Genomic DNA, 19817 nt, shown 5'->3' on the forward strand with positions numbered 1-19817 from the left:
TCAATGGAGTGACTGGATGAAAATCATCATCCTCGGTGCAGGGCAAGTCGGCGGTTCGCTGGCGGAGCATTTGGCCAGCGAGGCCAACGACATCACGGTGGTCGACACCGACGGCGAGCGCCTGCGCGATCTCGGCGACCGCCTGGACATCCGCACGGTTCAGGGTCGCGGCTCACTGCCGACGGTACTGCGCCAGGCTGGAGCGGACGACGCCGACATGCTGGTGGCCGTGACCAACAGTGACGAGACCAACATGGTCGCGTGCCAGGTGGCCCACACCCTGTTCCACACCCCCACCAAAATCGCCCGCGTACGCGAAGCGGCGTACCTCACGCGCTCCGAACTGTTCGATAACGAAGCGATTCCGGTGGACGTGCTGATCAGCCCGGAACAAGTGGTCACCAACTACATCAAACGCCTGATCCAGCATCCGGGTGCGTTGCAGGTGATCGACTTCGCCGAGGGCAAGGCGCAACTGGTCGCGGTGCGGGCCTACTACGGCGGACCGCTGGTGGGTCAGCAATTGCGGCAGTTGCGCGAGCACATGCCGAATGTCGAAACCCGCGTGGCGGCCATTTTCCGTCGTGACCGGCCGATCCTGCCGCAGGGCGATACGGTGATCGAAGCGGACGACGAAGTGTTTTTCATCGCCGCCAAAGCGAACATTCGCGCGGTGATGAGTGAAATGCGCCGTCTCGACGAGACCTACAAACGCATCGTCATCGCCGGCGGCGGGCAGATCGGCGAGCGCCTGGCCGAGGCCATCGAGAGCCGTTACCAGGTGAAAATCATCGAGATGAACCCGGCACGCTGCCGCCATCTCTCGGACACCCTCGACAGCACCGTCGTGCTGCAGGGCAGTGCCTCCGACCGCGACTTGTTGATAGAAGAAAACATCGCCGATGCGGACATCTTCCTGGCCCTGACCAATGACGACGAAGCCAACATCATGTCGTCGCTGCTGGCCAAACGCCTGGGCGCGAAGAAGGTGATGACCATCATCAATAACCCGGCCTACGTCGACTTGATTCAGGGCGGCGACATCGACATCGCCATCAGTCCGCAACTGGCGACCATCGGCACCTTGCTGGCCCACGTGCGCCGCGGCGATATCGTCAGCGTGCACTCACTGCGCCGGGGCGCGGCGGAAGCCATCGAGGCCATTGCCCACGGTGATGCGAAATCGAGCAAGGTCATCGGCAAAGCCATCGAGAACATCGGCCTGCCGCCGGGCACGACCATCGGCGCGATCATCCGCGACGAAGAAGTGATCATTGCCCACGACGACACGGTGATCGAAACTGGCGACCACGTGATTCTGTTCCTTGTGGATAAAAAGCATATTCGGGATGTGGAGAAGCTGTTCCATGTGGGACTCAGTTTCTTCTGATCGGCATTCTGCGGTGGCCTGACTGGCCTCTTCGCGGGCAAGCCCGCTCCCACAGGAATCCAGGCGTACACAATCTGTGTGTTCGCCGCAAAACACTGTGGGAGCGGGCTTGCCCGCGAGAACACATAAATATCCCCGAATAATCTCAACAAGGAATTCACTGATGATCGAATCCCTGGAAAAAATGCTCGCCAAGGGTGTGGATAACTCATTGCTGCGCTTCGGCCTGGGCAAGGGCTATCTGGATCTGGGGGAGAACGCGAAGGCTGTGGAGCATTTTCAGCGTTGCGTCGAGATTGATCCGAAGTATTCGGCCGCGTGGAAGCTATTGGGCAAGGCCCATCAGGCCCTGGAGAACTATCCCGCCGCAAGACAGGCCTGGGAGCAAGGCCTGGAGGCCGCCAAAGCCCATGGCGATAAACAGGCAGAAAAGGAAATGACGGTCTTCCTGAAAAAGCTCGATCGTCAGGCGCACTGATCAGAGATAACGCAAATCAATGCCTTCGGCATCCACTTGCACCACTTCCATGCGTACACGCGGCGCACCGGCCGGCAAGCCCTGTACCTGTCCGTAAACCACCGCGCCCCTGTGCAGAGCCGACAACGCCGGATGTTTGACGTAGACACCCGTGGCCGACAGATTGCGCGTCTGACCCAGGCATTCGCCAAAGCTGTCGTGACTGATCTTGATGCGAAATGATTTGCGGTGTTCGGACATCTACTGCGCCCTTATGAACGTACTGTGGATAACTTGCAGGAGCGAGCCGGCTCCGGGCGGCGGTCTGACGATGGACCTGAGAACACCACGGGGAATCAGACTTCCCGCGTCATCGTTCACGACCATCGCGAGCTCGCTCCTACAAGTTATCCACAGACTGTGCCAATTGTTTCAATACCAGCGCTCTTCGCCGGGCGGACGCTTCTTGAAGCGCTTCATGCTCCACATGTACTGGCTTGGATACGCCCGCACATAACGCTCGACCACCTTGCTCATGGCGGCACAGGATTCCTCGGTGTCAGTGCTGTACATGGCCTCTGGCGCGGCTTCGAGGATCACTTTATAGCCTGAACCGTCGGGCAGGCGCAGGGCGTGCAGAAAGACGCCGACCGCTTTGCCGCCCGCGAGCATGTTCGGTACGAATTTACTGGTCAGTGCCTGAGTGGCGAAGAACGGCACGAAGATCCCGGCGGATTCGGCCGGTTCCGGGTCGGCGGGAATGCCCACTGCACCACCTTTGCGCACTTCCTTGATGACGCTGAGGATGCCTTCCTTGGTGGAGGCGGCCACTTTGTTGCCCAGTTGTACCCGCTGCTTGCGCAACAATTCATCCACCGCCTTCAATTTGGGCGGACGGTAGAAAATGATCGGTTTGCACTGGCTGCAATAGAAGTGGTTGAGCACTTCCCAGTTGCCCAGATGGCTGGTGATGCCGACCACGCCCTTGCCGGAGGCGAGTGCATCCTTCAGAACGTCGAGCCCCTCGACTTCACGCACCAGGTCGATGGAGCGCTGGGCCGGCCAGATCCAGGCGCAGGCGCTTTCGGTCAGTGACTTGCCGATGTCTTTCAGGCTCTGGCCGACCAGACGCTCACGTTCGGCGGGGTCCATCTCCGGAAAGCATTTGGACAGGTTGATCCGCACCACGTCGCGGGAACGGTTAGGGGTTTTCCACATCACCCAGCCAATCGCCGAGCCGACAGCCTGCACCGCCCGCCACGGGAGCAGGGCAAACAGCCGCAGAGCGCCTACCAGCAAGGCGCCTTTAAACTTATCCACAGGTCACTCCTGATCTTGTGCTGTGCGCGAGGCGGCTATTCTAACCGCCGTTCGCCAGCAGCGCGTAGCGGTCGCAATCGCGCGTGTGGTCCATGACCATGCCCGAAGCCTGCATCAGGGCGTAGCAAATGGTCGGGCCAACGAAGGTGAAGCCGGCCTTTTTCAGGCCTTTGCTCATCGCCACCGCCTCGGGCGTGATGGCCGGGACTTCGGTGCGATCCTTGAAATGATTGATCTTTGCGGCGCCGCCGACAAACGACCAGAGAAACTCGACAGGGTCTTCCAGCGCCAGCCAGGCCTGGGCATTGCGCCGGGCCGCGTTGAGTTTGAGGCGATTGCGGATAATGCCCGGATCGAGCATCAAATCATCGATTTCGGCGTCGCTCATCTGCGCCACGCGCTGCACGTCAAAGCCGTACATCACTCGGCGATAGTGCTCGCGTTTGCGCAAAACGGTGATCCAGGAAAGCCCGGCCTGGAACCCTTCGAGCAAAAGCAACTCGAACAATCCCTGCGCATCGCGTAGCGGCGTGCCCCACTCCTGATCGTGATAAGCCATGTACAGCGGATCTTCGGAACACCAAAAGCAGCGTGGCATAAGGCTCCAGGGGGCGTGCGCAGCAATGAATCGGGTATACTCCCGCTCTTTAAATCGCAGCCCAAGAAACAGGTGAATTCGTGAGCCAGCCTACGCCAGCCGTGCGTACCTTCCAAGACTTGATCCTCGCCCTCCAGCAATACTGGGCCGAGCAAGGTTGTGTGGTACTTCAGCCCTACGATATGGAAGTAGGCGCCGGCACTTTCCACACCGCAACATTCCTGCGCGCCATTGGCCCGGAAACCTGGAACGCCGCCTACGTGCAGCCAAGCCGTCGCCCGACTGACGGCCGCTATGGCGAAAACCCGAACCGTCTGCAGCACTACTACCAGTTCCAGGTAGTCCTGAAGCCGAACCCGGACAACTTCCAGGAGCTGTACCTGGGCTCCCTCAAGCACGTGGGCCTGGACCCATTGGTGCACGACATCCGCTTCGTCGAAGACAACTGGGAATCGCCGACCCTCGGTGCCTGGGGCCTGGGCTGGGAAGTCTGGCTCAACGGCATGGAAGTGACGCAGTTCACTTACTTCCAGCAAGCGGGCGGCATCGAGTGCTACCCGGTGACGGGCGAGATCACTTACGGCCTCGAACGTCTGGCCATGTACCTGCAAGGCGTGGACTCGGTCTACGACCTGGTCTGGGCTGACGGTCCGTTCGGCAAGGTGACCTACGGCGACGTGTTCCACCAGAACGAAGTGGAGCAGTCGACCTACAACTTCGAACACGCCAACGTCGAGAAGCTGTTCGAACTGTTCGATTTCTATGAAAGCGAAGCCAAGCGCCTGATCGAACTCGACCAGCCGCTGCCGTTGCCGAGCTACGAAATGGTGTTGAAGGCGTCCCATACCTTCAACCTGCTGGATGCGCGCCGGGCAATCTCGGTGACCGCGCGTCAGCAATACATTCTGCGTGTGCGCACCCTGGCGCGTTCCGTTGCGCAAGCCTACCTGCTGGCTCGCGCCAAGCTGGGCTTCCCGATGGCAACCCCGGACCTGCGTGATGAAGTACTGGCCAAGCTGGAGGCTGCACAATGAGTGCTCTGGATTTTCTGGTTGAACTGGGCACTGAAGAACTGCCACCCAAAGCCCTGAACACCCTGGCCGAAGCGTTTCTGGCCGGTATCGACAAGGGCCTGCAAGCGGCCGGCCTGAACTACGAGACCAAAACCGTTTATGCCGCGCCGCGTCGCCTGGCCGTGCTGATCACCTCGCTGGCCACCCAGCAGCCGGATCGCAGCATCAACCTCGATGGCCCGCCACGTCAGGCCGCGTTCGATGCCGAAGGCAATCCGACCCAGGCGGCACTGGGCTTTGCCAAGAAGTGCGGCGTCGACCTGAGCGAAATCGATCAGAGCGGCCCGAAACTGCGCTACAGCCAAAACATCGCCGGCAAGCCGACCGCGAGCCTGCTGCCGACCATCGTCGAAGATTCCCTGAATGACCTGCCGATCCCCAAGCGCATGCGCTGGGGTGCTCGCAAGGAAGAATTCGTTCGCCCGACCCAATGGCTGGTCATGCTGCTCGGTGACCAGGTCATCGACTGCACCATCCTCGCCCAGAAGGCCGGCCGCGATTCCCGTGGTCACCGCTTCCACCATCCGGAAAGCGTGCGCATCGGTTCGCCGTCCAGCTACCTGGCTGACCTGCGTGCCGCTTATGTATTGGCTGACGCCAACGAGCGTCGCGACATCATCAGCAAGCGCACCGAAGAGCTGGCCGCCCGTCAGGAAGGCACGGCGATCGTGCCGCCGGACCTGCTCGACGAAGTGACCGCGCTGGTTGAATGGCCGGTGCCGCTGGTGTGCTCGTTCGAAGAGCGTTTCCTCGACGTACCGCAAGAAGCCCTGATCACCACCATGCAGGACAACCAGAAGTATTTCTGCCTGCTGGATGCCGACGGCAAGTTGCTGCCACGTTTCATCACTGTGGCCAACATCGAGAGCAAGGACCCGCAGCAGATCATCGCCGGTAACGAGAAAGTGGTTCGTCCACGCCTGACCGACGCCGAGTTCTTCTTCAAGCAAGACAAGAAGCAGAAACTCGAAGACTTCAACCTGCGCCTGCAAAACGTGGTGTTCCAGGAAAAACTCGGCAGCGTCTATGACAAGGCCGAACGCGTTTCCAAACTGGCCGCGTTCATCGCTCAGCGCATCGGCGGCAACGCCGCGTGGGCGGCTCGCGCCGGCCTGCTGTCCAAGTGCGACCTGGCGACCGAAATGGTCGGCGAGTTCCCGGAAATGCAAGGTGTCGCCGGCTACTATTACGCCCTCAACGATGGCGAGCCGGAAGACGTTGCACTGGCACTGAACGAGCAATACATGCCGCGCGGTGCCGGCGCCGAGCTGCCGACCACCCTGACCGGTGCGGCCGTGGCCATCGCTGACAAGCTGGATACCCTGGTCGGTATTTTCGGCATCGGCATGCTGCCTACCGGCAGTAAAGATCCGTACGCCTTGCGCCGTGCCGCATTGGGTGTGTTGCGCATCCTGATCGACAAGAAACTCGACCTCGACTTGAACGACGCCGTGGCTTTCGCCGTGAATGCGTTCGGTGCCAAGGTCAAGGCTGCCGGCCTGAACGACACGGTGCTGGAGTTCATCTTCGACCGTCTGCGTGCCCGTTACGAGGACGAAGGCGTCGACGTTGCGACCTACCTCTCGGTGCGTGCCCTGAAGCCGGGTTCCGCCCTGGACTTCGACCAGCGCGTACAAGCGGTAGAGGCCTTCCGCAAGTTGCCGGAAGCCGCTGCCCTCGCTGCCGTGAACAAACGCGTTTCGAATCTGCTGAGCAAGGTGGAAGGCTCCGTGCCGACCGTCGTGGAAGCCAAGTTCTTCGACAATGCCAACGAGTTCTCCCTGTACTCGGCGATCCAGCAGGCAGACCAGGCGGTTCAGCCAATGGCCGCAGCGCGTCAGTACAGCGAATCCCTGGCACGCCTGGCCGCCTTGCGCGAGCCGGTGGATGCGTTCTTCGAAGCCGTGATGGTCAACGCGGAAGACGCGAAAGTTCGCGCCAACCGTTATGCGTTGCTGGCGCGTCTGCGCGGCCTGTTCCTCGGCGTCGCCGATATTTCGTTGCTGGGGTAAGACTGTTTGAAACTGCTGATACTCGATCGGGACGGGGTGATCAACTACGACTCCGACGCTTACATCAAGTCAGTGGAGGAGTGGATACCGCTCCCCGGGTCGATCGAGGCCATCGCGCAGTTGAGCAAGGCCGGCTGGACGGTAGCGGTTGCTACCAACCAGTCCGGCATCGCTCGCGGCTATTACGACATCGCCACCCTGGACGCCATGCACGAGCGCTTGCGCTCGCTGGTGGCGGAGCAGGGCGGTGAAGTCGGCCTGATCGTCTACTGCCCGCACGGGCCGGACGATGGCTGTGATTGCCGCAAGCCAAAACCCGGGATGTTGAAAAACATCGCCGCACATTACAACGTATCGCTGACTAATCTATGGTTCGTCGGCGACAGTCTCGGTGACCTGGAAGCTGCCAAAGCCGTCGATTCTCAGCCAGTTTTGGTAAAGACCGGAAAAGGCGTGAAGACTTTGGGCAAGACCCTTCCGGTAGGCACATTGATTTTTGACGATCTGGCGGCGATAGCCGCAGAACTTATCCACACATGCCCTTGAGTAAGGGTGCGCTTCGATTGGTCCTGATCAGGGATGAAAGGGAAGTGCGCTTTATATAGGACGGGCAGTTCCCGCAACGGTAAACGTTACCATGTCGATATTGCAGGCCATCAGAACCTTCCTCTTTTACCTGCTGCTGGGCACCAGTTCGTTGCTGTGGTGCAGCCTGAGCTTTTTTGTCGCGCCGTTTTTGCCATTCAAGGCGCGTTATCGCTTCATCAACGTTTACTGGTGCCGCTGCGCCTTGTGGCTGAGCAAGGTATTCCTGGGTATCCGTTACGAAGTGAAAGGCGCCGAGAACGTGCCCGACCAGCCCTGCGTGATTCAATCGAACCATCAGAGCACCTGGGAAACATTCTTTCTCTCGGCCTACTTCGAGCCGTTGAGCCAGGTGCTCAAGCGCTCGTTGCTGTTTGTCCCTTTTTTCGGCTGGGCCATGGCCATGTTGCGACCGATTGCAATCGACCGTGACAACCCGAAAGCCGCGCTCAAGCAAGTGGCAAAGAGGGGCGATGAGCTGCTCAAGGATGGCGTCTGGGTGCTGATCTTTCCTGAGGGCACGCGGGTCCCTTTCGGCACCATCGGGAAGTTCTCTCGCGGCGGTACCGCACTGGCGGTCAACGCCGCACTTCCGGTGCTGCCTATTGCCCATAACGCCGGCAAGTTTTGGCCAAAAACCGGCTGGGCGAAGAAGCAAGGTGTCATTACCGTGATCATCGGCAAGCCGATGCATGCCGAGGGTAGCGGGCCGCGCGCCATTGCCGAGCTCAACGATCGGGTTCAGGCCTGGAACGAGCAGATGCAACGGGAAATGGGATCACTTCCACCCGCCCCACAAGCCCCGGTGGCCAGCGATCAAGTGGCTGTCTGAATTCTGTGGATAACCTGTGTGCCGTTTTGCTCAAACAGGCCGCATTTTTATGCTAAGACTATGATTTAACTATATATTTCTTATCTTCATAAAATTCGGAAAAATGTGCATAGGTTTTCCCGAAGGTCAAAAAACCGGCTAATAAAGCCGGTTTTTTTATGCGCCACAACAGGCTTCCGCCGACAGGAAATCAGCCCTGTAAATGACACCGCGCCCGCTGCCGCTCATCTCCCTGCAGAACCTGAGGTTTGTCACAGCCAACGGTGCACAGGCTGCACCGCTCTCGAAAGAAGCAGCCAGTCGGCAGATGACGGTTGCCCGGCAATTCGGTAGGCGCCGCCACCTGCTCTGCATGCAGCGCAACGCCCAGTCGTGGCACCGCTTCGAGTAACAGGCGGGTATAGGGATGGCGTGGCTGATCGAGCACCTGGGCAGCCTGGCCCAGCTCGACGATTTGCCCCAAATACATCACCGCTACCCGGTCTGCCATATGACGCACGACGGACACGTTATGGGAAATCAGGATGTAGGTCAGGTTGCGGGCGCGTTGCAGTTCTGCGAGCAGGTTGAGGATCTGCGCCTGAACCGAGATATCCAGCGCCGATGTGGGTTCGTCTAGCACGATAATATCCGGGTCGGAGGACAGGGCCCGGGCAATGGCAATCCGCTGACGCTGGCCGCCGGAGAACTGGTGGGGGAAGCGGTCCAGGTATTCCGGGCGGATACCGACCTGGGACGCGACCTTGGCTGCCACCTCGCGCATCTGTGCCCGATCGACATGACCCCGGGCGTACAGTGGCTCGGTGATGATCCGCCAGATCGGCAGACGCGGGTCGAGCGAAGACTGAGGGTCCTGGAACACAATCTGCACGTTGTTGCGGCCTTCGCTGCCGGTGCGACTGGCCCAGTTCAAATCGCCGCTGCTGGGCTCAATCAAGCCCATCAACAGCTGCGCCAATGTGCTTTTTCCACAGCCTGACTCACCCACGATCCCCAGGGTTTCGCCCGCCCGTACCTGAAGATCAATGCCATTCAGGGCATGAGCAAAGCCTCGCGGCCGACCCAGCCAGTCGTTACTGACGGGGAAACGCACACGAACATCGTTGAGTTGAAGAATCGGGGGAGCCATGTCGATAGCACTAGAAAGGACAGCATTGTTCATCACGAAAGCTCCTTGACGGGCAACCAGCAAGCGCTTTTACGTTGGTCGTTGATGGCATTGAGGGGCGGACGTTTGGCACAGACCGGCATGGCGTAAGAGCACCGCTCCTGAAACGTGCAGCCCTCGGGTAAAGAGGCGAGGTTGGGGACTTGCCCGGGAATGGTCAGCAACGGCTGGCCCGGTTCCACCATTTCCGGAAGGCCGCTGAGCAGCCCACGGGTATAGGGGTGTTGCGGGTTGTTCATCACGTCGACGGTGCGGCCTTCTTCGACCACAGCGCCGGTGTACATGACATACACCCGGTCACAGAACTGCGACACCAATGCCATGTCATGGGTGATGAGCAAAATGGCAGTCCCCCGTTGCCTGGCCTTTTCTCGCAGCAGCAACAGCACCTGGCGTTGCACCGTCACGTCGAGCGCGGTGGTCGGCTCGTCGGCGATCAAGAGTTGCGGTTCACAGGAGAACGCCAGCGCAATCATCACCCGTTGACGCATGCCCCCGGACAGTTCGAACGGGTAGCTCTCCAATACGTGCTCGGGGCTGGCGATGTGCATGTCGCGCAACAGGGCAATCGCCTTGAGTCGCGCCTGGGCAGCACTGATTTTCTGGTGATGGATGATCACATCGAGCATTTGTCGACCGATGCGCCGGGTCGGGTTCAGGGCGGTCATCGGCTCCTGGAAAATCATCGCTGCATCGCGTCCGCGAATCTGCAGCAGTTCCTTTTCAGGCGTTGTGAGCATGTCGCGGCCGAGCATGCTGAGGCTGCCCGCGGTAATGCGATAGCTGCGCTCGGGCAGCAGACGCATGCTGAGCATGGCCGTGACCGACTTGCCCGACCCGGACTCACCCACCACGCCGACGATTTCGCCGGGATTGACGTGCAACGTCACGCCATTCAAGGCTTTCACATTGTTTTTGTAAGCCGGGAATTCCAGGCTCAGATTGTCGATGGCCAGCACTGGGCTTGAAGTCTGCATCGTCATTTCCCCTGTTGCCGTGGGTCGAGCAGGTCGCGTACACCATCGCCCAGCAGGTTGAAACCGGTGGCGGTGATCAGAATCGCCATGCCTGGAAAGGTCGAATACCACCAGTTATCGAGGATGTAATTGCGCCCGGTGGCGACCATTGCGCCCCACTCGGCGGTTGGCTGCTGCGCGCCCAGGCCGATGAATCCAAGGGCCGAGGCCATGAGGATGGCGCTACCGATATCCAGGCTCAGTTGCACCAGCAAGGGCGGCATTGCGTTTCGCGCCACGTGCCAGTGCACCACGTGCCAGCGTCCGGCCCCGAACGTATGGGCGGCCTTGACGTACCCCATCTGTCGAATGCTCAAGGCCTGGCCACGGGCCAGTCGTACGTAGGATGGGATTCGCACCAGGGTAATGGCCAGCATGGCGTTGAACAGACTCGCGCCCAATGCGGCCGCCAATGCCATGATCAGCACCAGTGACGGGACCGAAAGCATGATGTCCATCAGGCGCATGATGAAGGCGTCGAAACGCCCACCGATCACCCCCGAAAAGCACCCCAGCAGCCCGCCGATTAAACAGGAGGCGAAAGCCACGAACAGGCCGACGCCCACCGACTGCTGGCTGCCGAACAGCACCCGGCTGAACAGGTCGCGACCCACTTCATCTGTGCCGAACCAATGGTCGGCGGATGGCGGCGCCAGGCGTTCGCCGAGGTTCAGTGCATTCGGGTCGTGGCTGGCGAGCCAGGGCGCGAAGATCATGCACAGCAATACGATAGAAGTGATCAGCAGGCCCGCCATGGTCAGCGGGCTCCGGCGGATCTGGTACGCCAGGTAGGCGAGTTTTTCAGCCCTGCGCGGGCCACGTGCCGCCGTCAGAGTCACAGACATTTCAATTCACCTCGCCGATGCGTGGGTCGATCACGCGATACAAAAGGTCGATAGCCATGTTCAACAGGACATAGATGAACGAAACCAGAATCGCGAAGCCCATCACCGCCGGGAAATCCAGCGACTGGATCGACTTGACCACATAGGCCCCCATGCCGGGCCAGGCAAATACGGTTTCGGTCAGTACCGCGCCGTACAACAAATCCCCCAGGGTCAACCCGAGGACGGTCACCGAAGGGATGAGAGCGTTGGGCAGGGCGTGACGCAGGATCACTGTCCACCGGGACAGGCCATAGGCGCGCGCGGTGCGGATGTAGTCCTCGCCCAATTGATCCAGCATGGCCGAGCGGATCTGCCGGGCGATAACCCCCAGGGTCACGAAGCCCAGCGTTGCGGCTGGAAGAATCAGGTGTTCGGCCGCATCGAGAAACAGTCGGACATCCCCCGCCAGCAGCGAGTCGATCAAATAAAAGCCCGTGATCGCCGGTGGCGGCGAGAGCCCTTCAGATAGCCGGCCACCACCGGGCAGCCAGCCCAGATGGCCGTAGAACAACACGATTGCACCCAGGCCGAGCCAGAAGGCCGGGGTGGAAATACCGGTGACCGCCAGGGTCCGGGCGATCTGATCGATCAGCCGGTTGTGGTAAACCGCTGACAACACGCCCAGCGGCACACCGACCAGAATCGCCAATGTCAGTGCGACCAGCGCCAGTTCGAGTGTGGCCGGGAAGAACGCTTGCAAGTCTTCCAGGACGGGACGGTTGGTGCGTATCGAGGTTCCCAGGTCCCCGTGCAACAGATCCATCAGGTAGCGACCGTATTGTTGATACAGCGGCAGATCCAATCCGAGTTGATGACGGATGCCGGCCACGAGAGCGTCGCTGGCGCGGTCGCCGGCGATCAATCGGGCAGGGTCGCCCGGGATCAGGTGGGAAATTGAAAAGGTAATCAGCGAAACACCGAACACGACCAACATCAAGCCGAGCAGGCGCTTGCGCAACAATGTCAGGAAGGCCATCTGGCACCTCAGTTACACGAGCGACGAAATCAGAAGCCGCGCCAGCCGCCGGGGGCTGGCGCGAAGGAGCATGTTTACTTGCTCATGCTTCCCAGGTTGAACACCTGTTCGAGCATGGGGTTGAACACGTAGCCCTTGACCGAATCACGCATCGGCAGGGAGTAGCTCTTCTGATAGAGGTAGGCATAGACGCTGTCGTCGAGCACCTTTTTCTGCGCAGTCTGGTAAAGCTCGACGCGCTTGGCGGTGTCGCTGACAGCGGCCGCTTCGCGAATCAGCTTGTCGACCTCCGGGTTGCTGTAGAACGAGCGATTGCCTTGCAGGCCCTGCATCTTGGAGTCGAACCAGAAGTTCATGAACATGTACGGGTCAGCGAAGTCCGGGCTCCAGGTTCCCACCGCGATGTCGTAGTCGGCCTGGCCAACGCGTTCACGCAGGGTGGCGTTGGCGGTTTTCTCCAGTTTGAGGTTGATGCCCAAGGGTGCCAGGGCCGCCTGCAAGGTCAGGCCGATCGGTTCCCAGTTGGCGTCCTTGTCCGAGTACATGTAGTTCAGGTTGGTGATCTTCTGAGGGGCCTTGGCCAGGCTGTTCTTCGCGGCGGCCAAGTCCTGCTTCATCACTGGCAGCGAACTGTCGTAGCCCCACATGCCATCCGGGATCGGCCCGTTCAGCAGCTTGGCCTTGTCCTTGAGAATGCCCTTGACGATGCCGTTGTAGTCCACCGCTTCGGTGATCGCGCGACGGGCGTTGACGTCCGTCAGAGGCCCCTTCTTGTTGTTCAGGTACAGGTAAGTGACGCGCAGCGAAGGAAAATCCTTGACCACTACGCCGGGCTTGCCGCCCAGTGCGCCCAATTGGTCTTCGGGCATGTCTTCGATGATATCCAGGTCCCCGCGCTCCAGTTGCAGCCGACGCACGGAGGGCTCCGCAATCGTCTTGAGGATCACGGTCTTGAACGCAGGCTTGGGGCCGGCGAAGTAGGGGTTCGGCTCCATCGTGACGGACTGGCCCTTTTGCCAACTGGTCAGGCGGAAAGGACCGGAGCCTGCGGTGTGGCTGGACAGCCAGGCATTGGTTTCGGCGCCCTTGTTGGCCACCAGCGGGTTAACGATCGAGGCGCCGTTGTGGGCCAGGGTGAACAGGAAGGGGGCGAACGGCGTTTTCAGCGTAAAGCGGATAGTCTGCGGGTCGATCACCGCCACCACCATGTCCTCCGGGAATGCACCGGACGGCCCTTGCTTGAGGGTCATCAGGCGATCGAAGGAAAACTTCACGGCGGCGGCATCCACTGCGGTGCCGTCATCGAACTTGTTGCCGGGCTTGATCTTGAACTCCCAGACCAGGTTGTCGGGCGACACGGTCCAGCTTTCCGCCAGGTCCCCTGTCACTTCGGTGCTGCTCTTGTCACCGTCGGTTTTGTAGCTCACCAGACGCTGATAGGACGGGTAGGTGATGGTCCAGTCGTTGTTATCGAAGGTTACCGCCGGGTCGAGCGTTTGTGGGTCGGCGGGCTTGCCGATGACCAGAGTGTCCTGAGCCGTCGCTGCCGAAGCGGCTTGCCAGGCGCCCAGGCTCATCGCGCTGCACAGTAGACCAAGCAGCAGCTTGCTGGTGCGTGGAGAGGTTTTTCGGGTCACGGTGTTCATTGGGGTCATGCCGGTTTCCTTAATCATTCGATGTATGGAAGTACGTCAGGTTTTTTATAAAAGCTATAACCGGGCAGTTGCAGGTGAAGCAGGTAACGCTTGTTGTTATTGCGCTGCGTTGGCTGCGAAACTCTGTGGTTTCGTTATTGGTTTGTTGCGGTTTTAGTTGTTCGAGAACGTGGTCTGGTTGTCTTCCAGCAAGGGGTAATCATCGGCATCCGGAAGTTCGTAATGCCACCACTCAGTGGGAATTGCGCAGAACCCGGACGCGAGCATGATTCCCAGCAACAGCAGACGATTGCGTTGCACGTGAACGGGAAGGTCGGGGTAGAACTGATGGGACTTCTCTTCCATGGTGTCGAAGGCGCTGCCCATATCCAGCGGCTGTCCATCGCTGCCCACCAGGGTCAAGTCCACTGCCACGCCACGGCTATGGTGGGAACCCAAATGGGGATCGCGCACGTAGTTACCGTCAGGCAATGCCTCCCACAATAGAAATTGGGCGAAAGGTGGACGGTAGGCGTCATAAATACGCAGTGTGTAACCGGCCAGCCGCGCCAGTTCACTGGCCTTGCCCAGGCAGTCGGCCGCTTGGCGATGCAGCAGGCAACGGGCACTCGGGTAAATCACCTTTCCAGCCAGATTGTCGGCACTGGCGTAGATCAGATCGATTTGCACCTGATATCGCTCGGCATCAATCTCTACAAGGGGGCTGTTGTTCACGCAAAAACTCCAGTTGGGATTGGATGGATCTAGCCTTCGAACTGGCCGAAAGCTTTTTGCAATTGTCGATTTTTGCTCAGACGTTCATCGAGGCGGTCGCCGTACTTTTCCGCGACGGCCGACACCATCAGGTTCAACAGGCAGGCCAGCGGGGCAGGGGAGTCCCAGAACTGCCCGACATCGGTTTTGAGTTGCAGCAGATCCAGCGGGTAGTCACGTGCCCACGGGCATTGCAGATCGGTGATCAGGGCCAAGGGCAGGTTGTTATCGATGGCGGCGTCGCAGAAGGTCCGGGTCACGCTGGAATAGGCCCGGAAATCCGAAATGATTGCGTAAGGGTTGGCAAAGCCGGAATTCAGGGTTTCGGCGTAGATGCCGGACAAGCCGTCGACGTAGTAGACCTTGGGCCGGATGTATTCGAGGTGGCTATGAAACGCGGTGAGAATCCCGCGGGTCGACTGGATGCCGAGAATGAATACCGCATCGGCTTCGTAGATGCGCTGCACGATTTCAGCGAAGGCACTGCTGCGCGCCAGGCCATAAACGTGCCGGATGGCCTCGATCTCGCGACTCATGGAGCGGTCGAGTGCGTCTTCTCGAGTGCTTTCGGTGCGAAAGGCACCGATGCGGTCAGTGATCAACCAGGACGCCGGCGCTTCGCCGCGCAGACTCTGTTTGACCTCATCGATGTTCTGATAACCCAGCGAACGGAAAAAACGCCCCACGGAAATGCCGGTGGTGGAAGCCTGCTGCGCGATGCTGTCGGCCGACTCGAACGGTAGCTGATCCGGGTTTCCCAACAGGTAACTGGCAATGCGTTTGCCAGTCGGGGTCAGGTTCGAAAACTCTTGCTCGAGCAACTGAAGGAAGCTGTTCTTTTCTGTAGACATGTCAGCGCACCGATCGAGGGATTGTTATTGCGATGTCATCATCGTTAAACATGTTATATGTATAACATCTATCATCAGGACAACACCACGTTTTTTTCAGACGCGTTACGCCGAATCCCGAATCCCGGAAAAGTCCGAAAAAAAACCAGCGCAATGCGCTGGTTTTTTGTTTGGCAAATTCTCGGGAGGGGAGAGCTCAGCGAGTGTTCGGTGACACTCGCTGCAGGGACAAAAACAAAACCCCTACCTGCATACGCAGATAGGGGTTTCGGAATTTAATCTTGACGATGACCTACTCTCACATGGGGAAACCCCACACTACCATCGGCGATGCATCGTTTCACTGCTGAGTTCGGGATGGGATCAGGTGGTTCCAATGCTCTATGGTCGTCAAGAAATTCTGTGTGCCGGTCCGCCTGTTATGGCGTGCCAACGAATTCTTGATGCTTCTACTATTAAAGACAAAACCCCTACCTGCATACGCAGATAGGGGTTTCGGAATTTAATCTTGACGATGACCTACTCTCACATGGGGAAACCCCACACTACCATCGGCGATGCATCGTTTCACTGCTGAGTTCGGGATGGGATCAGGTGGTTCCAATGCTCTATGGTCGTCAAGAAATTCGGGTACCGAACCGTCTTTCGACGCTTCAGCAAATTGGGTATGCGATAGTTTGTGTGTTGTGCGAACTTTCGGTTCATTGCGTCTTCACACACCGCAATCTGGCTTTGCTCTTTATTTAGGAGCATGCAAATTGCTTGGGTGTTATATGGTCAAGCCTCACGGGCAATTAGTATTGGTTAGCTCAACGCCTCACAGCGCTTACACACCCAACCTATCAACGTCGTAGTCTTCGACGGCCCTTCAGGGAACTCAAGGTTCCAGTGAGATCTCATCTTGAGGCTAGTTTCCCGCTTAGATGCTTTCAGCGGTTATCTATTCCGAACATAGCTACCCGGCAATGCCACTGGCGTGACAACCGGAACACCAGAGGTTCGTCCACTCCGGTCCTCTCGTACTAGGAGCAGCCCCTCTCAAATCTCAAACGTCCACGGCAGATAGGGACCGAACTGTCTCACGACGTTCTAAACCCAGCTCGCGTACCACTTTAAATGGCGAACAGCCATACCCTTGGGACCGGCTTCAGCCCCAGGATGTGATGAGCCGACATCGAGGTGCCAAACACCGCCGTCGATATGAACTCTTGGGCGGTATCAGCCTGTTATCCCCGGAGTACCTTTTATCCGTTGAGCGATGGCCCTTCCATACAGAACCACCGGATCACTAAGACCTACTTTCGTACCTGCTCGACGTGTCTGTCTCGCAGTCAAGCGCGCTTTTGCCTTTATACTCTACGACCGATTTCCGACCGGTCTGAGCGCACCTTCGTACTCCTCCGTTACTCTTTAGGAGGAGACCGCCCCAGTCAAACTACCCACCATACACTGTCCTCGATCCGGATAACGGACCTGAGTTAGAACCTCAAAGTTGCCAGGGTGGTATTTCAAGGATGGCTCCACGCGAACTGGCGTCCACGCTTCAAAGCCTCCCACCTATCCTACACAAGCAAATTCAAAGTCCAGTGCAAAGCTATAGTAAAGGTTCACGGGGTCTTTCCGTCTAGCCGCGGATACACTGCATCTTCACAGCGATTTCAATTTCACTGAGTCTCGGGTGGAGACAGCGCCGCCATCGTTACGCCATTCGTGCAGGTCGGAACTTACCCGACAAGGAATTTCGCTACCTTAGGACCGTTATAGTTACGGCCGCCGTTTACCGGGGCTTCGATCAAGAGCTTCGCGTTAGCTAACCCCATCAATTAACCTTCCGGCACCGGGCAGGCGTCACACCCTATACGTCCACTTTCGTGTTTGCAGAGTGCTGTGTTTTTAATAAACAGTCGCAGCGGCCTGGTATCTTCGACCGGCGTGGGCTTACGTAGCAAGTACTTCACCCTCACCGGCGCACCTTCTCCCGAAGTTACGGTGCCATTTTGCCTAGTTCCTTCACCCGAGTTCTCTCAAGCGCCTTGGTATTCTCTACCCAACCACCTGTGTCGGTTTGGGGTACGGTTCCTGGTTACCTGAAGCTTAGAAGCTTTTCTTGGAAGCATGGCATCAACCACTTCGTGTTCTAAAAGAACACTCGTCATCAGCTCTCGGCCTTAAGATCCCGGATTTACCTAAGATCTCAGCCTACCACCTTAAACTTGGACAACCAACGCCAAGCTGGCCTAGCCTTCTCCGTCCCTCCATCGCAATAACCAGAAGTACAGGAATATTAACCTGTTTTCCATCGACTACGCTTTTCAGCCTCGCCTTAGGGACCGACTAACCCTGCGTCGATTAACGTTGCGCAGGAAACCTTGGTCTTTCGGCGTGGGTGTTTTTCACACCCATTGTCGTTACTCATGTCAGCATTCGCACTTCTGATACCTCCAGCAAGCTTCTCAACTCACCTTCACAGGCTTACAGAACGCTCCTCTACCGCATCACCTAAGTGATACCCGTAGCTTCGGTGTATGGTTTGAGCCCCGTTACATCTTCCGCGCAGGCCGACTCGACTAGTGAGCTATTACGCTTTCTTTAAAGGGTGGCTGCTTCTAAGCCAACCTCCTAGCTGTCTAAGCCTTCCCACATCGTTTCCCACTTAACCATAACTTTGGGACCTTAGCTGACGGTCTGGGTTGTTTCCCTTTTCACGACGGACGTTAGCACCCGCCGTGTGTCTCCCATGCTCGGCACTTGTAGGTATTCGGAGTTTGCATCGGTTTGGTAAGTCGGGATGACCCCCTAGCCGAAACAGTGCTCTACCCCCTACAGTGATACATGAGGCGCTACCTAAATAGCTTTCGAGGAGAACCAGCTATCTCCGAGCTTGATTAGCCTTTCACTCCGATCCACAGGTCATCCGCTAACTTTTCAACGGTAGTCGGTTCGGTCCTCCAGTCAGTGTTACCTAACCTTCAACCTGCCCATGGATAGATCGCCCGGTTTCGGGTCTATTCCCAGCGACTAGACGCCCTATTAAGACTCGCTTTCGCTACGCCTCCCCTATTCGGTTAAGCTCGCCACTGAAAATAAGTCGCTGACCCATTATACAAAAGGTACGCAGTCACAGAACAAAGTCTGCTCCCACTGCTTGTACGCATACGGTTTCAGGATCTATTTCACTCCCCTCTCCGGGGTTCTTTTCGCCTTTCCCTCACGGTACTAGTTCACTATCGGTCAGTCAGTAGTATTTAGCCTTGGAGGATGGTCCCCCCATATTCAGACAAAGTTTCTCGTGCTCCGTCCTACTCGATTTCATGACCAAGAGATTTTCGCGTACAGGGCTATCACCCACTATGGCCGCACTTTCCAGAGCGTTCCGCTAATCTCAAAGCCACTTAAGGGCTAGTCCCCGTTCGCTCGCCACTACTAAGGGAATCTCGGTTGATTTCTTTTCCTCAGGGTACTTAGATGTTTCAGTTCCCCTGGTTCGCCTCTTAAGCCTATGTATTCAGCTTAAGATAACCATCTTATGATGGCTGGGTTCCCCCATTCAGACATCTCCGGATCAAAGTCTGTTTGCCGACTCCCCGAAGCTTTTCGCAGGCTACCACGTCTTTCATCGCCTCTGACTGCCAAGGCATCCACCGTATGCGCTTCTTCACTTGACCATATAACCCCAAGCAATCTGGTTATACTGTGAAGACGACATTCGCCGAAAATTCGCGCTGCTCAATAAAGAGCAACTCACAAATTTTACCTTAGCCTGATCCGTCACCAGTGAAAGTAACGTTCAGTCTATCTTTCTATCACATACCCAAATTTTTAAAGAACGATCTAGTCAAAAACTAGAAATCAATATTCACAACGGAATACTCATTTCTAAACTCTAACGAAGTAGACCACCTTAAAAGCTGGCCTCTCGTCTTCTTCAATGAATCAAGCAATTCGTGTGGGAACTTATGGAGCAGCTGAGTCGTCGATTAAGGAGGTGATCCAGCCGCAGGTTCCCCTACGGCTACCTTGTTACGACTTCACCCCAGTCATGAATCACACCGTGGTAACCGTCCTCCCGAAGGTTAGACTAGCTACTTCTGGTGCAACCCACTCCCATGGTGTGACGGGCGGTGTGTACAAGGCCCGGGAACGTATTCACCGCGACATTCTGATTCGCGATTACTAGCGATTCCGACTTCACGCAGTCGAGTTGCAGACTGCGATCCGGACTACGATCGGTTTTATGGGATTAG

Annotated in this window: 16 protein-coding genes and 4 rRNA genes (1 of these 20 only partly in view); 6 read left to right on the top strand and 14 right to left on the bottom strand. The window is 57.9% G+C overall.

What is annotated here, in order from left to right:
- Positions 1–16: 16 nt before the first annotated feature.
- Together trkA and ACX3YF_RS07230 are read left to right on the top strand one after the other, a co-directional pair.
- Complete coding sequence (gene trkA / locus ACX3YF_RS07225) at positions 17–1390, top strand: Trk system potassium transporter TrkA (protein ID WP_130208060.1); 1374 nt, start codon at positions 17–19, stop codon at positions 1388–1390.
- A 160-nt stretch (positions 1391–1550) separates the two neighbouring features.
- Complete coding sequence (locus tag ACX3YF_RS07230) at positions 1551–1868, top strand: tetratricopeptide repeat protein (protein WP_161793959.1); 318 nt, start codon at positions 1551–1553, stop codon at positions 1866–1868.
- On the opposite strand, the gene ACX3YF_RS07235 is transcribed toward ACX3YF_RS07230, so the two are convergent.
- The 3 genes from ACX3YF_RS07235 to tag all read right to left on the bottom strand — a co-directional run bounded on the left by ACX3YF_RS07235 (position 1869) and on the right by tag (position 3765).
- Positions 1869–2108: a PilZ domain-containing protein gene (locus ACX3YF_RS07235; protein ID WP_448645488.1), complete on the bottom strand. Its 240-nt coding sequence runs from the start codon at positions 2106–2108 to the stop codon at positions 1869–1871.
- Between the two features lie 171 nt (positions 2109–2279).
- Positions 2280–3167, bottom strand: coding sequence for a lysophospholipid acyltransferase (locus ACX3YF_RS07240; RefSeq protein WP_047535688.1), 888 nt, complete (start codon positions 3165–3167; stop codon positions 2280–2282).
- Positions 3168–3207: 40 nt separating this feature from the next.
- Positions 3208–3765 (bottom strand): DNA-3-methyladenine glycosylase I, encoded by a 558-nt coding sequence (gene tag / locus ACX3YF_RS07245; RefSeq protein ID WP_448645487.1) that lies wholly within the window; start codon positions 3763–3765, stop codon positions 3208–3210.
- An 80-nt stretch (positions 3766–3845) separates the two neighbouring features.
- Between tag and glyQ the strand changes: the two genes are divergently transcribed.
- The 4 genes from glyQ (at position 3846) to ACX3YF_RS07265 (ending at position 8267) form a co-directional block, all read left to right on the top strand.
- Positions 3846–4799: a glycine--tRNA ligase subunit alpha gene (gene glyQ, locus ACX3YF_RS07250; protein WP_003213601.1), complete on the top strand. Its 954-nt coding sequence runs from the start codon at positions 3846–3848 to the stop codon at positions 4797–4799.
- Positions 4796–6850, top strand: a complete 2055-nt coding sequence (glyS, locus tag ACX3YF_RS07255) for a glycine--tRNA ligase subunit beta (RefSeq protein WP_454837602.1) — start codon at positions 4796–4798, stop codon at positions 6848–6850. Before glyQ ends, glyS begins: the two co-directional genes overlap by 4 nt.
- Before the next feature lie 6 nt (positions 6851–6856).
- Entirely contained in the window at positions 6857–7396 is a 540-nt protein-coding gene (gmhB, locus tag ACX3YF_RS07260) for a D-glycero-beta-D-manno-heptose 1,7-bisphosphate 7-phosphatase (RefSeq protein WP_047535681.1), read from the top strand.
- A 91-nt stretch (positions 7397–7487) separates the two neighbouring features.
- Positions 7488–8267 (top strand): lysophospholipid acyltransferase family protein, encoded by a 780-nt coding sequence (locus ACX3YF_RS07265; RefSeq protein ID WP_196585071.1) that lies wholly within the window; start codon positions 7488–7490, stop codon positions 8265–8267.
- 190 nt (positions 8268–8457) lie between these two features.
- On the opposite strand, the gene ACX3YF_RS07270 is transcribed toward ACX3YF_RS07265, so the two are convergent.
- The 11 genes from ACX3YF_RS07270 to ACX3YF_RS07320 all read right to left on the bottom strand — a co-directional run.
- The gene (locus ACX3YF_RS07270; protein ID WP_130208070.1) at positions 8458–9429 is read right to left on the bottom strand and encodes an oligopeptide/dipeptide ABC transporter ATP-binding protein; all 972 of its coding nucleotides are present in this window, start codon (positions 9427–9429) and stop codon (positions 8458–8460) included.
- On the bottom strand, positions 9429–10412 hold the full coding sequence (locus tag ACX3YF_RS07275) for an ABC transporter ATP-binding protein (protein ID WP_130208072.1): 984 nt from the start codon (positions 10410–10412) through the stop codon (positions 9429–9431). Before ACX3YF_RS07275 ends, ACX3YF_RS07270 begins: the two co-directional genes overlap by 1 nt.
- Before the next feature lie 2 nt (positions 10413–10414).
- Positions 10415–11296, bottom strand: a complete 882-nt coding sequence (gene ddpC, locus ACX3YF_RS07280; protein WP_458973594.1) for a D,D-dipeptide ABC transporter permease — start codon at positions 11294–11296, stop codon at positions 10415–10417.
- A gap of 1 nt (position 11297) precedes the next feature.
- Positions 11298–12314: an ABC transporter permease gene (locus ACX3YF_RS07285; protein ID WP_130208074.1), complete on the bottom strand. Its 1017-nt coding sequence runs from the start codon at positions 12312–12314 to the stop codon at positions 11298–11300.
- Between the two features lie 74 nt (positions 12315–12388).
- On the bottom strand, positions 12389–13969 hold the full coding sequence (locus ACX3YF_RS07290; RefSeq protein WP_103406888.1) for an ABC transporter substrate-binding protein: 1581 nt from the start codon (positions 13967–13969) through the stop codon (positions 12389–12391).
- A gap of 153 nt (positions 13970–14122) precedes the next feature.
- Positions 14123–14683 (bottom strand): D-alanyl-D-alanine dipeptidase, encoded by a 561-nt coding sequence (gene ddpX / locus ACX3YF_RS07295; RefSeq protein WP_047535651.1) that lies wholly within the window; start codon positions 14681–14683, stop codon positions 14123–14125.
- A 29-nt stretch (positions 14684–14712) separates the two neighbouring features.
- Positions 14713–15573: a MurR/RpiR family transcriptional regulator gene (locus ACX3YF_RS07300; protein ID WP_130208076.1), complete on the bottom strand. Its 861-nt coding sequence runs from the start codon at positions 15571–15573 to the stop codon at positions 14713–14715.
- A gap of 279 nt (positions 15574–15852) precedes the next feature.
- Positions 15853–15968: ribosomal RNA gene (gene rrf / locus ACX3YF_RS07305) — 5S ribosomal RNA — on the bottom strand.
- 111 nt (positions 15969–16079) lie between these two features.
- Positions 16080–16195 (bottom strand): 5S ribosomal RNA (gene rrf / locus ACX3YF_RS07310).
- 151 nt (positions 16196–16346) lie between these two features.
- Positions 16347–19238 (bottom strand): 23S ribosomal RNA (locus ACX3YF_RS07315).
- Positions 19239–19551: 313 nt separating this feature from the next.
- Positions 19552–19817: ribosomal RNA gene (locus tag ACX3YF_RS07320) — 16S ribosomal RNA — on the bottom strand; it runs 1271 nt beyond the window's last position.
- The 16S, 23S and 5S rRNA genes sit together here, the layout of an rRNA operon.

The organism is Pseudomonas fluorescens group sp. PF-69 (genome assembly GCF_054481235.1).